17 protein-coding genes and 1 pseudogene are annotated in these 16,616 nt (G+C 63.7%); 11 read left to right on the top strand and 7 right to left on the bottom strand.

Going from position 1 to position 16,616, the window contains the following annotated elements; genetic code table 11:
* Positions 1–6 precede the first annotated feature (6 nt).
* Positions 7–1,665, bottom strand: a complete 1,659-nt coding sequence (locus AB0C34_RS28200) for a hypothetical protein (protein WP_357079340.1) — start codon at positions 1,663–1,665, stop codon at positions 7–9.
* A 566-nt stretch (positions 1,666–2,231) separates the two neighbouring features.
* Entirely contained in the window at positions 2,232–2,870 is a 639-nt protein-coding gene (locus AB0C34_RS28195) for a maleylpyruvate isomerase family mycothiol-dependent enzyme (RefSeq protein WP_357079455.1), read from the bottom strand.
* A 120-nt stretch (positions 2,871–2,990) separates the two neighbouring features.
* Between AB0C34_RS28195 and AB0C34_RS28190 the strand changes: the two genes are divergently transcribed.
* Positions 2,991–3,893 (top strand): MerR family transcriptional regulator, encoded by a 903-nt coding sequence (locus tag AB0C34_RS28190; RefSeq protein WP_357079337.1) that lies wholly within the window; start codon positions 2,991–2,993, stop codon positions 3,891–3,893.
* Between the two features lie 49 nt (positions 3,894–3,942).
* Here the strand turns inward: AB0C34_RS28190 and AB0C34_RS28185 are convergent, their stop codons facing one another.
* Together AB0C34_RS28185 and AB0C34_RS28180 are read right to left on the bottom strand one after the other, a co-directional pair.
* Positions 3,943–5,409, bottom strand: coding sequence for an MDR family MFS transporter (locus AB0C34_RS28185; protein WP_357079334.1), 1,467 nt, complete (start codon positions 5,407–5,409; stop codon positions 3,943–3,945).
* A gap of 560 nt (positions 5,410–5,969) precedes the next feature.
* Complete coding sequence (locus AB0C34_RS28180; protein WP_357079331.1) at positions 5,970–6,794, bottom strand: TetR/AcrR family transcriptional regulator; 825 nt, start codon at positions 6,792–6,794, stop codon at positions 5,970–5,972.
* A gap of 88 nt (positions 6,795–6,882) precedes the next feature.
* Here AB0C34_RS28180 and AB0C34_RS28175 point away from each other — a divergent pair, with 88 nt between their 5' ends.
* From AB0C34_RS28175 to AB0C34_RS28145, 7 genes are all read left to right on the top strand, one after another.
* Positions 6,883–7,629 (top strand): SDR family oxidoreductase, encoded by a 747-nt coding sequence (locus AB0C34_RS28175; protein ID WP_357079329.1) that lies wholly within the window; start codon positions 6,883–6,885, stop codon positions 7,627–7,629.
* A gap of 76 nt (positions 7,630–7,705) precedes the next feature.
* Positions 7,706–8,620 carry an SDR family oxidoreductase gene (locus tag AB0C34_RS28170; RefSeq protein ID WP_357079326.1) on the top strand — a complete coding sequence of 305 codons (915 nt, stop codon included), beginning with the start codon at positions 7,706–7,708 and terminating at the stop codon, positions 8,618–8,620.
* A 234-nt stretch (positions 8,621–8,854) separates the two neighbouring features.
* Positions 8,855–9,142 carry a WXG100 family type VII secretion target gene (locus tag AB0C34_RS28165; RefSeq protein ID WP_357079323.1) on the top strand — a complete coding sequence of 96 codons (288 nt, stop codon included), beginning with the start codon at positions 8,855–8,857 and terminating at the stop codon, positions 9,140–9,142.
* Positions 9,142–10,098, top strand: a complete 957-nt coding sequence (locus AB0C34_RS28160; protein WP_357079320.1) for a hypothetical protein — start codon at positions 9,142–9,144, stop codon at positions 10,096–10,098. The genes AB0C34_RS28165 and AB0C34_RS28160 overlap by 1 nt, the downstream gene beginning before the upstream one ends.
* Positions 10,099–10,383: 285 nt before the next feature.
* Positions 10,384–10,755, top strand: coding sequence for a DUF6188 family protein (locus AB0C34_RS28155; RefSeq protein ID WP_357079317.1), 372 nt, complete (start codon positions 10,384–10,386; stop codon positions 10,753–10,755).
* Between the two features lie 54 nt (positions 10,756–10,809).
* The gene (locus AB0C34_RS28150) at positions 10,810–11,163 is read left to right on the top strand and encodes a YbaB/EbfC family nucleoid-associated protein (protein ID WP_357079314.1); all 354 of its coding nucleotides are present in this window, start codon (positions 10,810–10,812) and stop codon (positions 11,161–11,163) included.
* 99 nt (positions 11,164–11,262) lie between these two features.
* Positions 11,263–11,394, top strand: a complete 132-nt coding sequence (locus AB0C34_RS28145) for a hypothetical protein (RefSeq protein ID WP_357079311.1) — start codon at positions 11,263–11,265, stop codon at positions 11,392–11,394.
* A gap of 185 nt (positions 11,395–11,579) precedes the next feature.
* Here AB0C34_RS28145 and AB0C34_RS28140 read toward each other — a convergent pair whose 3' ends face one another.
* The 3 genes from AB0C34_RS28140 to AB0C34_RS28130 all read right to left on the bottom strand — a co-directional run bounded on the left by AB0C34_RS28140 (position 11,580) and on the right by AB0C34_RS28130 (position 13,485).
* Positions 11,580–11,957 (bottom strand): hypothetical protein, encoded by a 378-nt coding sequence (locus AB0C34_RS28140; protein WP_357079309.1) that lies wholly within the window; start codon positions 11,955–11,957, stop codon positions 11,580–11,582.
* A 518-nt stretch (positions 11,958–12,475) separates the two neighbouring features.
* Positions 12,476–13,027, bottom strand: a complete 552-nt coding sequence (locus AB0C34_RS28135) for a hypothetical protein (RefSeq protein WP_357079306.1) — start codon at positions 13,025–13,027, stop codon at positions 12,476–12,478.
* Positions 12,976–13,485 carry a hypothetical protein gene (locus AB0C34_RS28130; RefSeq protein ID WP_357079303.1) on the bottom strand — a complete coding sequence of 170 codons (510 nt, stop codon included), beginning with the start codon at positions 13,483–13,485 and terminating at the stop codon, positions 12,976–12,978. Before AB0C34_RS28130 ends, AB0C34_RS28135 begins: the two co-directional genes overlap by 52 nt.
* Positions 13,486–13,561: 76 nt before the next feature.
* Between AB0C34_RS28130 and AB0C34_RS28125 the strand changes: the two are divergent.
* The 3 genes and pseudogenes from AB0C34_RS28125 to AB0C34_RS28115 all read left to right on the top strand — a co-directional run.
* Positions 13,562–14,391, top strand: a pseudogene (locus tag AB0C34_RS28125) (tyrosine-type recombinase/integrase); the annotation flags it as partial.
* Positions 14,392–14,745: 354 nt separating this feature from the next.
* A complete protein-coding gene (locus AB0C34_RS28120; protein WP_357079300.1) occupies positions 14,746–15,645 on the top strand; it encodes a hypothetical protein in 900 nt (299 codons plus the stop codon).
* Between the two features lie 304 nt (positions 15,646–15,949).
* The gene (locus AB0C34_RS28115; RefSeq protein ID WP_357079297.1) at positions 15,950–16,327 is read left to right on the top strand and encodes a hypothetical protein; all 378 of its coding nucleotides are present in this window, start codon (positions 15,950–15,952) and stop codon (positions 16,325–16,327) included.
* Positions 16,328–16,616 lie beyond the last annotated feature (289 nt).

The raw sequence follows: 16,616 nt of genomic DNA, 5'->3' as shown, positions 1-16,616 counted from the left end.
TATTTTCTACCTGGCAGATTCGCTCGACTCGGCCTGATGCCCCGACAACGGACGACGCAGATGCTCACTCCGGACGGACTGATCAGCGCTGTCGAAAATCAGATGTGGGTTCGCCGCTTCGGCAGTCTGCACAAGCAGGTGATGCAGCACGCGTGCGGGCGCGGACGCCGAGGCACCGTGTAGGTGCACATCGGTGAACGCCTCGGCGAGGCACCTGCCAGGATGCAGACGCTGACCGTAGAAGCTGTAACCGCTCAAACCGCCACGCCATTCACGGTAGGAGTCGAGCACCGCACGCAGCCCATCCCGCTTCCCCGCCAACGGCAGATAGTGCGCCAACAGCACGCTTTGCACCCGGCGGCGAGCCCGGAAACCGCCTGCCACGTCGAGCGCACGGCCCAGCTCGCGCACAATCGTCGAATACACCGGCCGCTCTTCGGATCCAGGCACCAGTTGGTTGGACTCGACGGCCAGCCGAACCCGACGAGTCACGCCTCCACGATCGCGTGCGGCCGCGGCCGCCAGCACAATTCGCGTTGTGTAATGGCGCGGACCATCCGGTGTCGACGTCCAATTCCACGTCGCGGTGGACACCTCGCCGCGCCGCAACTCACAGATCGCAACCCCGCGGAGGTCGATCGCCGGATACCGGGGCAGCACATCATCGAGCGCAGCAGCGAACTCGACGACGACGTCGTCATCGATATCCGGGTTGTCGAATCCCGAGACCTCGATCCCGTAGCGCTCGACCACGGACCGGACGATCTTCGGTCTATCGTTATCCGGTTTCGGCCGTGACGATGTAGCAGGGCGCGCCGAGGCAGGCTTGGTATTGCCGGAGCCGCCGCGCGGCGGTGGAGCCTCGTCTGCGGCTGGCACGCCCGCTCGCCGTTGCAGCGAGGCAGGCCCGGATGGGCGGGGCATAGTCGGCGACGCGGACGCCCCGGTGCCCGCTGACGCCCCGGCCGCGGTTATGGTTCGCGCGCTAGGCCGATCGCGGTCGGCGGTAACCCGGGGCCGCCGCTGCGGAGACTGCTGCTGTGATTGTGGGGCCGGTCCCTGGGACTGCAACTGGGGGGTCGGCGACTGCGGCTGTTGGGTCGGCGGCTGCGGTTGTCGGATCGGCTGCGGTTGTCGGTCCGACGGGAATCGGGGGACCTGCTCTTTCGCCGCCTGTGGTGCGTGACCGAACGCGGTCGGGGAAACGGGATATGCCGACTCCGCAGCAACGGAGTTCGCGGAATGCTCGGCTGCGGGAGATGTCGACGACACCGAACCGGACGACGTCGGGATCGTCGTGGCTGTCACCGAACTCGGAACCGAGCCGGAGGATGGCAACTCGCTTATGGGATCCTCGACTTCGCGCACCGAGGCTGCGATGGTGTCATCTTGGACCGCAATGGTTTCCGCGAGCCCCGCCAAGTTTTCGCCATGCATATCAACGGTCCGCACCACGGTGTGCAGTCCGTCGAGCAACTGGTGAAGAGCAGGCAGGTACGTCTCAGCGAAGGTACGGCCAGGCTTGTCATCCCCCCATGGCGCGCCCTGCGAGTCGAGGCCGACCTTCAACTGCCACAACAACTCCATCGCCTCGTCGGCCAGCACGGCATATTTCCTGGACAGTCGCACCACCTCGGTGGGGTCCAAAACCAACCGCTCCGGCATGACTTCACCTCCCGGTCACAGCCTGAGTAGTGGATCTCGCAACGCACACTGGCGGTCGAGGCGCTTGGGACCGACCCCACGCTTCCAGGCTCGAGGATCACGCGATATGGGGGAACACCCTACGACTCGGAGAACCGGCGCAAGCTCGGAGCGAACTTTCGTCTTCCGGAAGCACCGGCGCGGTAGAAATCCTCCTGTAGTCAAGGGCATCCGCAATAGCGCGACAATTGTTCAGGGAAAGATGTTCTGCGTCCGGGTCGATCGCAGTCGCCTGATTGCCGGCTGGCTACGGTCGTGCTGCACAGAACCGGACCGAAGCGCAGTTCGAAGACCCACAGAAGGCCATTGTCGTTTACGCCGGCTGATATCGAGGCGAGAACTTCTTCGCTGGTGATGTCTGCTCGCAGGTGCTTCGAGCCCGGCGATCGCGACCTGGGAATCGAGCCGGTGACGGTCGAGGCCGGAAACCCGCACCCATGAGTTGCCTTGGCCAGAATTGATTACGCCGATCGCCGCCAGCCGACTGCCGCAGATTCTGGCAACGCATCAACGATGCACTGTCCCAACTACCAAATATCTTCATCCAGGATCAGCCGCTCGATGCCAGCGCCTGTGAGGCGGTCACGCCCAGCACGGCGACCCGTGACCAGCAGGAGCAGCGACGCGACCGGGCCTTCGACAGCCGGTCCGGCACCGACGTCCCATGTCGCATCAGTTGCCACGAGGTGATACCCGGCCAACTTCGTGCGAGATCGGAACGTACCCGTTGTCCAGACTCGTTCGAGAGCTGACCGCGCGGCATCGACGGGCATTTCACGGGCGATTCCGAGTGGCACCGCGATGTCCTGGCCATGCACCAGCAGGTCCATCAGCCGATCGGCGGCGGTGGTGCCGATCGGCGTCGAGCGCACGCCAATACTGTCGCGCAACTCGGCGAGCAGCTGCGATGTCGTCGTGCGATCGGCGTAACGGATGGCGGTGTCTCGGATCGCGCGGTCGACGTTGCCGAGAGCGCGGATCACGTTACCCAGGAATAAAGCCATGCTGGGATTTGTGGATAAAACGATGTGCGCAACGACGTCACGAACGCGCCAGTCCTCGCACAGGGAGTTGTGGTTCCAGTCGGCCTCGGCCACCATCTCCACCAGGTCGACCAGACTTGCCCGCTCAGCGGCGACCGCCCGCCACAATTCGTCGTTCGTCATCGTCGCACTACCGGTCATTCGCCTTGCTCCATCTCTCCGAGGGTGTTCCAGTACGGTAGGAGTTCCACCCGGGTGGAGGTTCCAGCGATAGTGACGGACAACACACAAGACACCGGCTCTATGAGCATCGGGGAGCTTTCGCGGCTGACCGGCGTGCCGGTCCGCACCATCCGCTTCTATTGCGATAACGGGATTCTGGATTCGCACCGCACATCCGGCGGGCACCGGATATTCGATCCGGGCACCGCCGTCGATCAGCTCTTGCTGGTGCGCCGACTGCGTGCGCTCGGCCTGTCCTTGACCGCGATAGTGGACGTACGCTCCGGCACTGTTTCCCTCGCCGACGCGGTCACCGCCGAACGTTGCGCGCTCGACACCGAACTGGCCGCGTTGACGTGGCGGCGTGCCTCGCTGCGAGCTGTCGAAGACGCCCCGCGGGCCGAGCAGGCCACTCGCGTGGCATTGCTGGCCGCCATCCGGGACCGACGCAGCACGCACGACACGATCGTGGCGTTCTGGCGACGCATGCTCGCACCCCTGTCCCCGGACATGCTGGACGGGTTCGTCGCGATGAACGTGCCTGATCTACCGCACGACCCGGCCCCCGACCACATCGCTGCCTACGCCGAGCTCGCCGCGCTCGTCACCGATCCCGCACTCCACACCGTCATGTCGCGTCAGTTCTGGCGATCAGACCGGACTCCGATCCGCCACAGGCGTGAACTACTCATCGGAGTCGGTCAGGCATGTGAGGTGGCCGGCCACCGCCTGATCGCCAATGAGCCACCTCGGCCCGGCCCCGAGCTCGACCAGTTCGTCGCCGCGCACGCCGCCGCCCGCGGCACACGTGACACACCACGGTTGCGCCGAGAGCTCCTCATCGGCGCGACCGACACAGACCACCGCATCAATCGATATTGGCGCCGAACCAACGAGATCATCGGCACCCCCACGGCCGGCGCCGCACACCACTGGCTCTACGACGCACTCACGCAATCCGTCAACTCCGCACCTGCCACGTGACCGACCGCGCGGCTGATGCCGCCGAGGGCGTCGCGGCAGATGAAACCCGTCAGCCCTTGACGAGCTCGGAGGGGAGGGTCTCGAGTTCCTCGACTTCTTTCTCCACCGCGGCGGCCCGACTCGGCAACAGCACCGCCATCACGATCACGATCACCGCCAGCGCCGCGGAGATGCCGAAAGCCAGCCGCATGCCGTCGAGGTGGGCGGTGATGATGTCGGCGCCCGCCGCGACCAGCGAGCTGCTGCGGGCCGACATCACCGTAACCACCAGGGCGGTACCGAACGCCGCTGCGACCTGCTGCAAGGTGCCCAGCATCGAGCTGCCGTGCGAGTACAGATGCCGCGGCAGCGCGCCGAGACCGAGCGTGAAGACCGGAGTGAAGGCCGCGGCCAGCGCCACCATCAGCAGGATGTGCAGACCCAGCAGTTGCCAGTACGGCATGGTCATCGAGATCTGGGTGAACCCGGCCAGCGCGGCGGTGATCCCGACCGACCCCGGAATCACCAGCAAGCGCCCGCCGAACCGGTCGAACAGGCGACCGACCGTCGGTCCGAGCACACCCATCGCCAACCCGCCCGGCATCACCAGCAAGCCGGTTTGCAAGGGACTCAGACCACGCAGGTTCTGCAGATACAGCGGCAGCAGGATCATCGACCCGAGCATCGCCAGGAACGCGACCGACATCAGGACCAGCGCCTTCGTGTAGGTGCCGGACAGCAGCACCCGCAGATCGAGCAACGGAGTGCCGGTGCGCTGCAACCGCACTTGACGGAATACGAACGCGGCGATGAGTGCCGAGCCCGCGGCGACGATCACCGCAGGGCCGGTGAGGTTGCCGATCTCGAACCGGCTGAGCCCGAACACCAACCCACCGAAGCCGAGCGCGGCCAGTGCCACGCTGACCGAATCGATACCCCCGGCTTGCGGTTCACCGACGTTCTCCAGCCGGCGCATGCCCAACCAGGTGACCACTCCGGTGATCGGCAGCACCAGCACGAAAAGCCAACGCCACGAGCCGATCTGCAACACGGCCCCGGAAATGATCGGACCCATCGCGGGTGCCACCGAAATTGCCAGGGTGACATTGCCCATCACCCGGCCGCGGTCCTGCTCCGGCACCACCGTCATCAAGGTGGTCATCAGCAGTGGCATCATCACCGCGGTGCCGCCGGCCTGGATGATCCGCCCGAGTAGCAGCACCGCGAACGACGGCGCGACCGCCGACAGCGCGGTACCGGCGAGGAAGACCCCCATCGCCACGGCGTAAGCCCGCCGAGTCGACACCCGCTGCAGGAACCAACCGGTGGTCGGAATGACCGCGGCCATCGTCAGCATGAACGCGGTCGAAACCCATTGCGCCGCCCGCTCGGTGACCGCGAGGTCAGCCATCAGCCGCGGAATCGCGTTGATCATGATGGTCTCGTTCAGGATCACCACGAATGTCGCGAGGACCAGTACCCGGATGACGGTCGGCGTCCGCCCTCCCAAGGTGGGGACGGATGGTTCGGCGGACATCGGATACCTCCGGGGCATGAGTGCTAGCAGGATTATGTGGCCCGTTCCCGAGTCACCGAATCGATCCCCGGTGCCACAGCGATCGAGACGGATTCGGCCGTTCGAACTCATCGGACGCGCGTCAGTATTGCGGTCGGCACCGACAGAAATCATGTGATTTTCTCGCCGGTACACCCCCACCCTCGGCGAAAAATGCTGTTCAGCTGCCCTTCTCACGAACTTCCGAGCCAGATCGTGAGCCTGGTCACCTGACTTGTCGCGGTCTCGGCGGGCCGGGCGCGACCACCGTCGTCAATAGCCCGGCCGTCCAGCCGCCGTGCTACCTCAGCATCACCCTGGGACGTCGCGCAGACCAGCGATTTCATGGCGAACCAGCCGGCCGGGCCGAAACTCCGGCACGTGGCGGTCCGGCACGGCCGCCAGCCCGTGATCGCACCGACCGAGGCCGTCCTCGAAAGCCGTCGTCGATCCAGGATTCCGGCGGCCTCGCGAAGACGCCATCGCCGCTACGAATCGCCCCGATCCAGACCGGTTCACGCAGTCCGGCCCCAACATGTGCGTCAGGACAGGCGATCCAGCCACTCGCTCAGCATGCCCGATTCGGCCTCGGTCAACGGCGGCTGCCAATCGCCGCCTCCCGAGAGGACCGCGGCCAGAGACACGGCATGCCGCGCCGCCTCGGCCGACCTGGACGACACCTGGCCGGCACCGTCCTCCAGTGCCCCCGCCGTGGGCACAGTGACGGCAGCCAAGATCGTCTCCCGGCACAAGTCCGAGATCGACATGTCTCGCCGATCCGGCGGCACGGACATCAGCGTCAGCGTGACACCACAACCCGCGGAATGAATCAACACCGCGGCGCTCTCGACATCACGGGTCAGCCGACCGGCCTCGGCAACACGCTGCAGCAAGCCTCGCAAGACGACGGCCGCCTCCTCGGCCGCCGGGTTCGGTTGCCCCGGAGCGTGACGACCGTAGATCTGGGCATACACATACGGGTGACTCAGCCCGAACCCCACGTGCAGGTCCCATCCCACCCTGAGGTCGCCGACCGGATCGGCACCCTGTTCACGATTCGCCTTCGCTGCTACGTACTCCGCGAAGCCTTTGGCTGCGGCCCGCGCGATCAGTTCATCCATGTCTCCGAAAAGGCGGTAGATCGACATGGCCTGGACTCCAGCGGCGGCACTCACCGCGCGACTGGTCACCGCCTGTGGCCCGCCTTCATCCAGCAGCCGCAGCGCGGCCTCCTCGATGGCATGACGTTGGGCATCGCGCCGCCGGTCACGCTCCCCCGTGGCGCCATCTTCCCGCTCCGACCCGGCGGTGGAGTTTTCGGTGGCCCGCCGGGACTGGGTCTTACCGGACCCCGATCCAACACTCATGTGATCAATGTTATCAGTTGCACGTTATCGTCGTAGTGTTATCATTGCAAGCGGTAAACGGTTACCGGTGACAACACAGGAGTTCGACATGACACAGAGCATCACCAACCAGCCTCGCGTAGCCCTCGTCACCGGCGGGTCGCGTGGTATAGGTGCCGAAGTCGCCCAGCGACTCGCCGCCGACGGTATGGCCGTCGCTATTGCGTACGGCGGCAACAAGGAGGCGGCCGGCAAGGTCGTCGCCCGGATTGCCGCCAGTGGTGGGTCGGCATTCGCCATGAGCGCCGACGTCGCGGACGAGAATCAGGTGGCCGCCCTGTTCGATGCGACCGCAGCCCGATTCGGCGGGATCGACGTCGTGGTCAACGCCGCTGGCAGCATGACGCTCGCACCGCTCGCCGACTTCGACCTCGCGGTGCTCGACCAGATGCACCGCACCAACATTCGCGGGACCTTCGTGGTGAACCAGCTCGCAGCCCGCACCGTTCGTCGAGGTGGCGCCATCATCAACTTCTCCACCTCCGTGAAGAAACTGGCATTGCCCGGCTACACCGCCTACGCCGCCTCCAAGGGCGCCGTGGACGCCATCAGCCTGATTCTGGCCAAGGAACTTCGCGGCCGCGATATCACCGTGAACGCCGTCGCGCCCGGACCCACCGCGACCGCACTGTTCCTCGACGGCAAGGACCAGGAAACCATCGACCGCATGTCGACAATGAACCCCCTGGAGCGCCTCGGAACACCGGGTGACATCGCCGAGGTCGTCGCCTTCCTCGCTGGCCCCGCTCGGTGGATCAACGGACAGGTCATCTACGCCAACGGCGGCGCGATCTGACCTGACTCGCAGCAAACTGTCACCGCATCCATCCCTGCGTCTTCCACCACACCACCGAACCGAAGGAGTCCACCCTATGTCCACCATCCTTATCACCGGAGCAGGCACAGGAATGGGGCGACTGGCCGCGCGCACCCTCGCCGCGGGCGGTCACCACGTCTTCGCCTCGATGCGCGATCCCGACGGACGCAACCAGGACAAGGCCGCCGACCTGCGCGACTTCGGCCGCGCCAACGGCTACCACCTCGACGTCGTCGAACTCGACATCCTCAGCGAGGAGTCGGCTCGCGCCGCCGTCGCCGAGATCGTCCACGCATCCGGTCGACTCGACGTTGTCGTACACAATGCGGCCCACCTGCTGTACGGAATCACCGAAGCCTTCACTCCCGAACAGATCCTCGCCGCCTTCGACACGAACACTGTCGGTCCGTTGCGGGTCAACCGGGCAGCACTACCGGTAATGCGCAAGCAAGGCTCCGGCCTCTTACTCTGGGTCGGCAGTGGTACGAGCTTCGTCGTACCCCCTTTCCTGGCTCCCTACACTGCGGCGAAGGCCGCGATGGATTCGTTCGCCGAGTCGATCTCGGTGGAGGTCGCCCGCTTCGGAATCGAGACCTCGATCGTCATGCCCGGCCCGTTCACCCAGGGCACCGCCCATTTCCCCAACGCAGGCGTGGCCGACGACCACCAGGTCACAGCGGACTATCAACAGCTGTACGGGGAGACGATCGCACAGAACCAGGAAGCAACCGAGTCGCTGTTCGCACCCGGCGTGGTGCAAGACGTCCAGGCAGTCGCCGACGAAATCGCGCGGATCGTCGACCTACCCCACGGCCGACGTCCCTACCGCTCCACGGTCGACTTCTCCGACTTCGGAGACATCCCGGTCGCTGCGGTTGCCGAGGTCCAGCGTGTGCGCCTGCTCACCCGCATGGGACTCGAGGACACCATTGCCCCTGCGCAACCCGCGGGGGCGACTTCAACCCGATGAAAGGAGACCGCTACGGAGTGAGCACGTCCACCGCGGAAAGTGGTGGCGTCGAAGTCAAAGCAGACCACGGGCTATTCGAAGAGCATGACGCGGTGACGGTGTAGGTCGGTCGTGCCCACGGGATCAGATCGATCGGCGCGTGCTGGTACATCAGGCCGCAGACAGGTACACAGCGACCGACAGCAAGAACGCGAGCGACGTCACCTATGTACAGTTCGATCTGGGCGATACGTGATGGCGGCGTACGTAGCGAACACCGACCAGATTCTGGCACTTGTCGCCAAGGCTCGTCTCATCGGGCAGCAGATCGAGCAACGTATCGCCGATGTCGAGCGTGAAGTTGCTGCGCTGCATATCGAATGGGAAGGCAGCGCGGCGGGAACGCACCGCGCCAAGCATGACACTTGGCAGCGCGAGATGCAGGACATGAAGGCGGCACTCGCCGAACTCGAAACCGCGGCCCGGACCGCGCGCGATCGATATCTGGCCAATGTCGAGCACAACAAGCGAATGTGGCCCTGATGGCGCCCATTTCGGTGGACCCGCGCATCCTCTACGGCGCCGCCACGCTGTACGAGGGCGGCTATAACAGCGCAGAAAATGTCGTCAAGACGCTCGCTGCGGCGATCGACAAGGACTGGGGGTGCGCAGGTAGTGACAGCGCGGGGCGAACGTGGGCGGACAGTTATGACCCGGCCGCGTTCAAGGCTGTCGCCGCCGGAACAGATATCGTCAACGCGTTTGGCAAGCTACACGACCTCCTCGCCTTCACCGCCGTAAACCACTCGAACACAGAGAAACTGAACAAAAACCCTCCTGATACACCCGACCCCGCCCCTGCGATTCTCGCGGCCATAACCGCACCGACCTTCAAGGGTGCATTCGGTGGTGAGTCCGATCCACCGTTCGGCTGGAGCATGATCAGCAGCTGGCTCCAAGGCCATACGTGGCCGAACGGGGACCCCGACAAACTGAGGCGGCTCGGTACCGCGTGGCGAACCGCCGCCAAAGGGCTACGCGACGCCAGCGGCGGCACAAGTCAGGCGTGGACGAATCTCGAGGAGAACGCGTCCGAAGAACTACCGCAGGCAATCGATCAGATGGACGCGGTATGGATGGGCGTCGGGGAGGTCGCAACGCAGTACGAGAAGCTCGGCGGCGCATGTGAGGACTGGGCACAGCAGATTGAGGACGCGCACCATGAAATACTCGCCATACTCGCCGGTGCGATCGGCGCGGGTCTCATCGCGGGCGTCGTAGTCGGCTTTTTCACCGCGGGCACAGGAGCCGTAGCGACAACAACCGCTGCCGGCAGTGCTGCTGGCGCCGCCGTTGTTACCGTGCTCGTCGCATTCGATACCGCCGCAGCTGTTGCGGCCGGGGTTACTGTCGCAGCAGGTGCGGCGGCCATCGGCGTAGCCACAGAGTTGCAACCGCTCCAACCCAACCCGGTTCAATACCAGCACGGGTACTGGTAGTGGTAAAAGTAGCAGCAGCTATTCGCGCCCGCCCGAAGTTCCGAGCGACTGGGTACCTCGTACCGCCGACAACGGGAAAGGGGTGGTTTGGCAGAAGCCGGGATCGACCGGGAATGCCGACACGATCCGGGTCATGCAGCCGAACTCGCAATATCCGAATGGATATGTCCGGTTCTACAATTCGCACGGCCAACCGGTCGATCTCGCAGGCAAACCAGGCCCCAAGAGCACAACACATATCTCGGTAAACCCAGATGGAACCTTCCCCAAGCCACAAGGATGGTAATGGAACTACCGATCACCGGACAGCGTGTCTCGGTCGCAGCCAGTGAGTACATGGTCGAGCTCACGACCGTAGGCGGATTCGAACTCCAGATCGAAGGAGACATGGAGATCCAATCCAGCCGAGGCGACCGATGGCCCATCGCACTCGCGAACGGCGGCGGTTCGCAGGTCGAACTCGAACCCGTCCTTCGTGGCGCGATCACCTCCGCCGTCGTCGACTCCGCAGGGACCCTGACCATCGACCTGGACTCCGGGAACCGGCTCGTCGTCCCACCGGATGATGAATACGAGGCATGGACACTGGTGGGTCCGAACGGATATCGGGTTGTCTGCATGCCGCACGGCGAGCTGGCAACCTGGACAGCCGACTGATCAGCTGCTCCCACATACTCGGCCGACCAGGCGGCGAACACCTCAGGAGTCCCGATGGATTACTTGGACCGATGGAACGAAGAACAACGTCGGGTCGCGCAAGACTGGCGACGCGAAAATCATCAGGTACAGCAAGCGCTCGCACAGATCGCGGTCCGTGCCAGCTCCCGTCACGGCGAGCTGAGCGCGACGGTGGACGCCCACGGCAAAGTTACCGATCTACGCATAACGCCGCAGGCGCTGCGGCTCGGAGAAGTCCAGCTCAGGAAAGCACTGTTGCAAGCTATCCAACGCGCGCAATCGGACGCGCAGCACCAGGTCGACGCAATCACACTCCCCTACACCGAGGAGCCCGCCCGCGCCGCCGCGATGACATTCATCCGCGACATCCTGGGCCCGTCGACCTGAACCCTGTCAACAGCCATTACGCATGCGCCGCGTGGCAGTCGGCCCGCGGAGACAACAGCCCTACCCTGTCAGCCCCGGTCTTCCGAATTTCAGTGGACGATGTCGTCGGCAGTGAAGAATCTGCTGGTCGTGGATCGCGAACCGACCCGGCTCCGCGCCGAGCAGCAGGGCAGGCACCGCCGGTACATGGTCTGCACTCGCCCGGACCCGCCGGGCGCCGACAATGTGTGAGGGCGGACTGTACGTGATTCGGCTGCTTCCTAGTTCATCCAGTCGTCAATCAGTTGTCGGATGACGGCTGGCCGGCTCTTCTTTGAGGGCTCGATGGCTTCGACATGGGCCTTAACCGTTTCGATCCATTCGATGTCGAACTGGTAGGGCAGTCGGTCGGTGGTGCGCTCGACTCGTGTCGGCGTTTACCGTAACTCGTTGTCGGGGAACAGGTCTAGCAGGCCGAGCATCTGTTGCGTTGTCGGAGCTATAATCTTCCCGGGTTCGACCCAGTCGATCAATGTATTGTCGGCACTCTCGACGCACAAACCTCTCTTGTGTGAGATGTCGTGACGGATTAACCGGATCTCGTTGAAGAACTCGGACCGGACGTCGTTCTTCGCCCACGCCTTGCCAGCGGCGTCGGTGCCGTGTCCGGCGGCGAGGCGTGGCCGGTATGTGTCCTCCCAGGCCGAGATGACGTTGGTGAACCACTGCGTGTAGGCCGTACGGTAGATCGGCGGCGGGGTCCCTCCTGTCACCAGAGTCCGCATCGATGCCCCGAAGTTGTCCGGTGTGATCACGGCTGATCATCTAGAGGCATCTTGATCCACCTCATCGACTCGGGGATCGTCGTCTGATCGTGCTTGGCCGGATCGGCAAGCTCCTGGATCGGCAGTGTGGGGACAAGATCGTCGTCAGAGCCGGGATTGAAATCGGAATCCCCATGTGTTCAGGGCCTCCATCGAAACTGGGTTGATGCACCAACATCGCATCTCCGACGCGCAAAGTTACGTCTCAGCAGCCATCGTGTTGGAGCTACCATGACAGCTGAGCCAGGCGCCGCTGCCGCTCCACGAAATCCAGAAACCCGGCCCGGCCTTCGATTTCGGTGCAACACTTTGCGTTCCTAGCGATTTCGTCAGACGAGCGCGAACACGATCGAAGTAGGCCCCGATCCTGCAATCGGGGCCGACTCCGTTGTTTAGCTCAGCAGCCTTTACTCGCCGTCGTCCCAATCATCGTTGTAGTCGTCATTGCGATCAGCTGCGTCCTGGGCTCGATCATCGAAGAGGTGTGGCAAGCACTTGCGCAACGCCAGCTAGCGCGGGAAGAACCCGTAACGCCCTCCCTGGGCGTTCTTGGTGAATCTGATGTCAACGGTCTGGTCATCCAACCCATCCGGCGGGTCGGTGTTTTCGAAGATGATCACCTGCCCGGTGCAGTGGCGTTGGAGATCTTCGTAGAACGCTCTGACGATGTTATCCGACACCTCATCCTCAGCGCCCGATGCGTTGCCGAAAGGCGCGACAGTGGCCGGATCGTGCCCTCCGTCTGGTGGCCGGTACGTAACCAGCGGTGAGTCGAGGATGACGAAACCGGGATGTGGGAGATCGCGCTCGAAGCAGTACTGCCCAAGAGCCACCGTAAACGCGGCGTGCTGGATTGCACGGACGCCTTTGCCGTGAGCTAAACGCAGTTGATCGTCGGAAACAACGTCCTGCTCCGAGAGGTCGTACCGGACGCCCTCAGGATCAGGAAACCGCCAAGCAGCCAGTCGCTCGGCCAGGGCAGCGGAGAACTCCCGCTGAGCCCGGAGACCTATCCCAGTGCCGACTGCCGAGGTCGCCGCGGCAGCCTCGTCAGCGACCACCTGCTCTGCAACAACAGCTCGAGGACCGAAACCTCCTTGGTCCTAGTCACGTAATTGCCAGTGAGCGCAGGAGGAACCTCTGACTGCATCTGCGTCTCATCCACTACACACAGGTGAACGATGTTCCTGAGACTGAGGGAGTCGGTGGCATTATGCAAATTCTTCCGCACCAACCGGCCGTCGAGACCGATCTCGCTGAGTAGATACTTCGACAGGTTGCCATCGCTGGTGGCACTGTGCTGCTGGGCCAGTATCTCTGATGGTTTGGGCAGCTCAGCGTTCGGACGAGCCTGAAGATCTTCACGATAGAGTGCGAAGTTGCCGCCATTGACCGAGCGAGCCAGTGTCACCGGCGAACCATCAGCCAGGATCAGCCCCAACAGGACGGTCGAGTACCCCTCGCGCTCGGGATTCTCTTTAAGCTGTCTGGCGCCGAGCATGAAGTCGATTGCGTCCACAACGAACGACTTTCCGGTGTCGGAAGGTCCACGGATCACAGTTACTGCGGGACCGAGCCTCACGCTGGCCGGCTCTGCATTGCGTGTCCGAGAGCTGCCTACCAGCCGCGCCGAGACGCACCTCGGCAAAATCGCAGCTCGATCGGAGTCGAATGCCAAGACGCTCCGGGTGGTGCTGCTCGGTATGTTCGCGCTAGCGGTGCGATATGACGCGCTGACGGTGAACCCGATTCGGGAGACCAGCCGGACAGGCGGCAAGCAATCCGGCGCCCGTGCCCTCACCCCTGAAGAGTTCGCAAAGGTGCGGGAGGCCGTCCGCGCTTACCGTGACCGGAAGAGCGGCTTCGGACCTCGACCTGGTCGCCAGCTCCCCGAGTTCATTGATGTGCTGGTGTCGACAGGATGCCGCCCGAATGAGGTGCTGTCGCTGCGCTGGTCTGATGTCGACTTGCTGGCCGACCCGCCGACGATGACGACCACCGGGACCATGATTGATCACGGCGCGGTCAAGGGTGAACCGCTGCACCGACAGGATGAGCGAAAGGGGACGCTCCAGACCACACGGTGATCTTGCCCAAGCTCGCGGTGGAAGCCCTGGCGATCCTGTTCGGCGACGCTGCTGGTCCCGACAGCCCAGTTTTCACCAACAGGGACGGCGGGTGGATGAGCCTGGCGAACCTGCGTCGGTCACTGCGTGCCGCGCTGCCCGAGGAACTGAGGTGGGTCACCCCGCGCAGCTTCCGGCCGACTGTCGCGACAGTGGTTCGTAACGACCTCGGCCCGGCCGAAGCACAAGTCCAGCTGTCACACGCAAAGTTGGCGACGACTGAGCGGCATTACCTCGAGCGGCGAACTGTCGGACCGGACGCGAGAAAGGCCCTTGACCAGTTCACGAAAGGAAAGTAGTCCCTCGTTTGTAGTCGGAAAGTAGTCGATCTGGAGAGATTTCCCCGGATAGCCGAAAAGCCCTCCACCTGCTTGCGCTGGTAGAGGGCTTTTATATGCTCCCCCATCTGGACTCGAACCAGAAACCTGCCGACTAGCAGAACAGTGGGCTACCACAGACGACTCAAGGCTATCCAGGACCATGCCAAAGTCGTTGTTGCCCAATGCAGTACATGCACGATGAACTGTCTTGAGCAACCCAGGACAACTGCACGCAACCGCGACGACAGCCCACATTGTGGAGACTTCCTGGCGAGTAGTTCGATTCCGTGGGATTGCAGAGAACCTGTCGGGGCGGGTCAGTAGATTGCTCCCATGTCAATTGAAGAGACATGGCGTCCCCTCGGGGTTGACGATGACGACCAGATCGCCGAATACGACGCCTTGCATGACGGCGTGTCTGCGTGGATGGCGGCTGCGTTCTGGGCCTGGATACGGCAAGCGCTCACGGAAACCCGCCGCTATCCAGACGGTAGCGGGCGGATGCCGCACTTACGCGAGGGGTTGACGGAGGAGATGGCCCAAGCGCTCCGAATTCCATTCCCAAACCTGAGGGTCGCTAGCCCTGATCGAGTGAAGGGTGCGAAGCAACTTGGGGCCGCGCTCGAGGTTCTGCAAAAGCACTCCGATCCGCTCCAGATTGCGGACTACATTTTGGCGTTCTTTCCCGATGCGCACCCAGACGCCCTCGACGATCTGTTGGAGCGAAGCAAGTCTGCGTGGCGGGTCGGCAGGCGCGCGGCTAAGCCAGGCTTGGTGCGACGAGTTCCGCTTGGGGTCCAGGTAGGAGCTGACTTTGTCATGGCTCGCGCTGGGCGTGCAGGTTTGCGCTTGGCGTCGGCATGGGAAGTGCTCTACTCGCCCGTTCCCAACGCAAGCGAAGCGTATCGGCTCGCGATACTTGCGGTAGAGGATGCTTCGATCCCAATCGTGTCTCCCACGAATCAATCGGCGACCCTAGGGACGGTGCTGAGGCAAATGGAAGATCAGGGGGACTGGATCCTGCCAATGACTCGCGAGCATCCGAGGGCTCCCACTCGTGACGTGATCGTCGCCATGATGCGGATGCTTTGGCACGGACAACATGATCGGCACGGCGGTCAACCCAGTGCGCCGGGCGACGTCAGCCAGGATGAGGCCATTGTCGCGATCGGCATCGCGACTACCGTCGTTCATTGGTTCAGCGCGGGCCTCATCAATCGGGCCGATGCCTAGTCAGAGACGTTGTCGGTGATCGGTTCAATCTTCGTGGGCACGAGAACGTAACCCGAGAGCAGAACTAGCACGCCGACTAGCCTTCCCCTGCTTCCTCATACTGGCCATCTCTGTGCTGACGCTAGGGCTAGTCAAGAGTGGCGTAGCCATCACGAAGTGACGCCGTAGGCGCTCTTTACTCGCCCGTACGGAAGTCAGACACTCGGGCCACATGAGGAGGCGGGGGACCTCCGCACACAACTCTGATGAAGCGTCTTCGCGGTAAATGGTTGTTCGGCAACCGAATCCGGGCAAGTATCGAGGTATGACCGAGTCCCGTCAGCAGCGTCGTGCTCGTGAACGTACCGAGCAGAAGTCCGCCAACCGTCCAGGCACGAACCTTCGCACGGTGCCCGAGCCGGAACCTGAGGGCGAAAAGCCACAGGCGATCATCGACATCGAGGTGAGCTGGCACTACGAGCGTCGAGAGCCCGACGCCAGCCATTGGACGATCCACTGGGCTGGGCGTGACTTGGACAAGGAAGACAGCGGTGTGGGCCACGACTTGCAAGTACTCGTTTGGCAGACAGAAGGAGACATCCATGAGGACTACCCCGGCTATGAACTGACATTCGTGTGGGAACTCGATGCTGAGGTCGAGGCTGAGATCGACGCGAAGGGCATCACACTTCCGGTGAGCTAGCGCCCTGAGTCCAGTATCGGCCGGTGACCACAGCCAGGCCCCACGAACGGTGCCGGCGGATGCGAGGGCGAGCTGCGGGAGAGCAAGTCGGGCACGGCTCACGGAGTGCCCAGCACTGTCGGGTGAACGAAAAGCGGCCAGAGCCGAACAGTCCGCGTGCTGCCACGTCGCCGAAGCGGATGCCAGAACACGCGATCAGGACCAAATGCGCACCGGCGGCCATCGCGCTGCCGACGCGCTCGACGCGCAGCGCGGCTCCCAAACGGCGGTCGCCGCGGCGCGTCGAGCG

The sequence above is a fragment of the Nocardia sp. NPDC049220 genome (assembly GCF_040647855.1).
GTDB lineage: Bacteria > Actinomycetota > Actinomycetes > Mycobacteriales > Mycobacteriaceae > Nocardia.
Note: the sequence above shows the minus strand (reverse complement) of the source record. Positions and strands in the feature narration are given on the sequence as shown.

Coding starts and splice junctions, on each gene's coding strand:
- AB0C34_RS28200 (WP_357079340.1), bottom strand. CDS start 1,665: ATGCCGGAGCGGTTGGTTTTGGACCCCACCGAGGTGGTGCGACTGTCC.
- AB0C34_RS28195 (WP_357079455.1), bottom strand. CDS start 2,870: ATGACGAACGACGAATTGTGGCGGGCGGTCGCCGCTGAGCGGGCAAGT.
- AB0C34_RS28190 (WP_357079337.1), top strand. CDS start 2,991: ATGAGCATCGGGGAGCTTTCGCGGCTGACCGGCGTGCCGGTCCGCACC.
- AB0C34_RS28185 (WP_357079334.1), bottom strand. CDS start 5,409: ATGTCCGCCGAACCATCCGTCCCCACCTTGGGAGGGCGGACGCCGACC.
- AB0C34_RS28180 (WP_357079331.1), bottom strand. CDS start 6,794: ATGAGTGTTGGATCGGGGTCCGGTAAGACCCAGTCCCGGCGGGCCACC.
- AB0C34_RS28175 (WP_357079329.1), top strand. CDS start 6,883: ATGACACAGAGCATCACCAACCAGCCTCGCGTAGCCCTCGTCACCGGC.
- AB0C34_RS28170 (WP_357079326.1), top strand. CDS start 7,706: ATGTCCACCATCCTTATCACCGGAGCAGGCACAGGAATGGGGCGACTG.
- AB0C34_RS28165 (WP_357079323.1), top strand. CDS start 8,855: ATGGCGGCGTACGTAGCGAACACCGACCAGATTCTGGCACTTGTCGCC.
- AB0C34_RS28160 (WP_357079320.1), top strand. CDS start 9,142: ATGGCGCCCATTTCGGTGGACCCGCGCATCCTCTACGGCGCCGCCACG.
- AB0C34_RS28155 (WP_357079317.1), top strand. CDS start 10,384: ATGGAACTACCGATCACCGGACAGCGTGTCTCGGTCGCAGCCAGTGAG.
- AB0C34_RS28150 (WP_357079314.1), top strand. CDS start 10,810: ATGGATTACTTGGACCGATGGAACGAAGAACAACGTCGGGTCGCGCAA.
- AB0C34_RS28145 (WP_357079311.1), top strand. CDS start 11,263: ATGTCGTCGGCAGTGAAGAATCTGCTGGTCGTGGATCGCGAACCGACC.
- AB0C34_RS28120 (WP_357079300.1), top strand. CDS start 14,746: ATGTCAATTGAAGAGACATGGCGTCCCCTCGGGGTTGACGATGACGAC.
- AB0C34_RS28115 (WP_357079297.1), top strand. CDS start 15,950: ATGACCGAGTCCCGTCAGCAGCGTCGTGCTCGTGAACGTACCGAGCAG.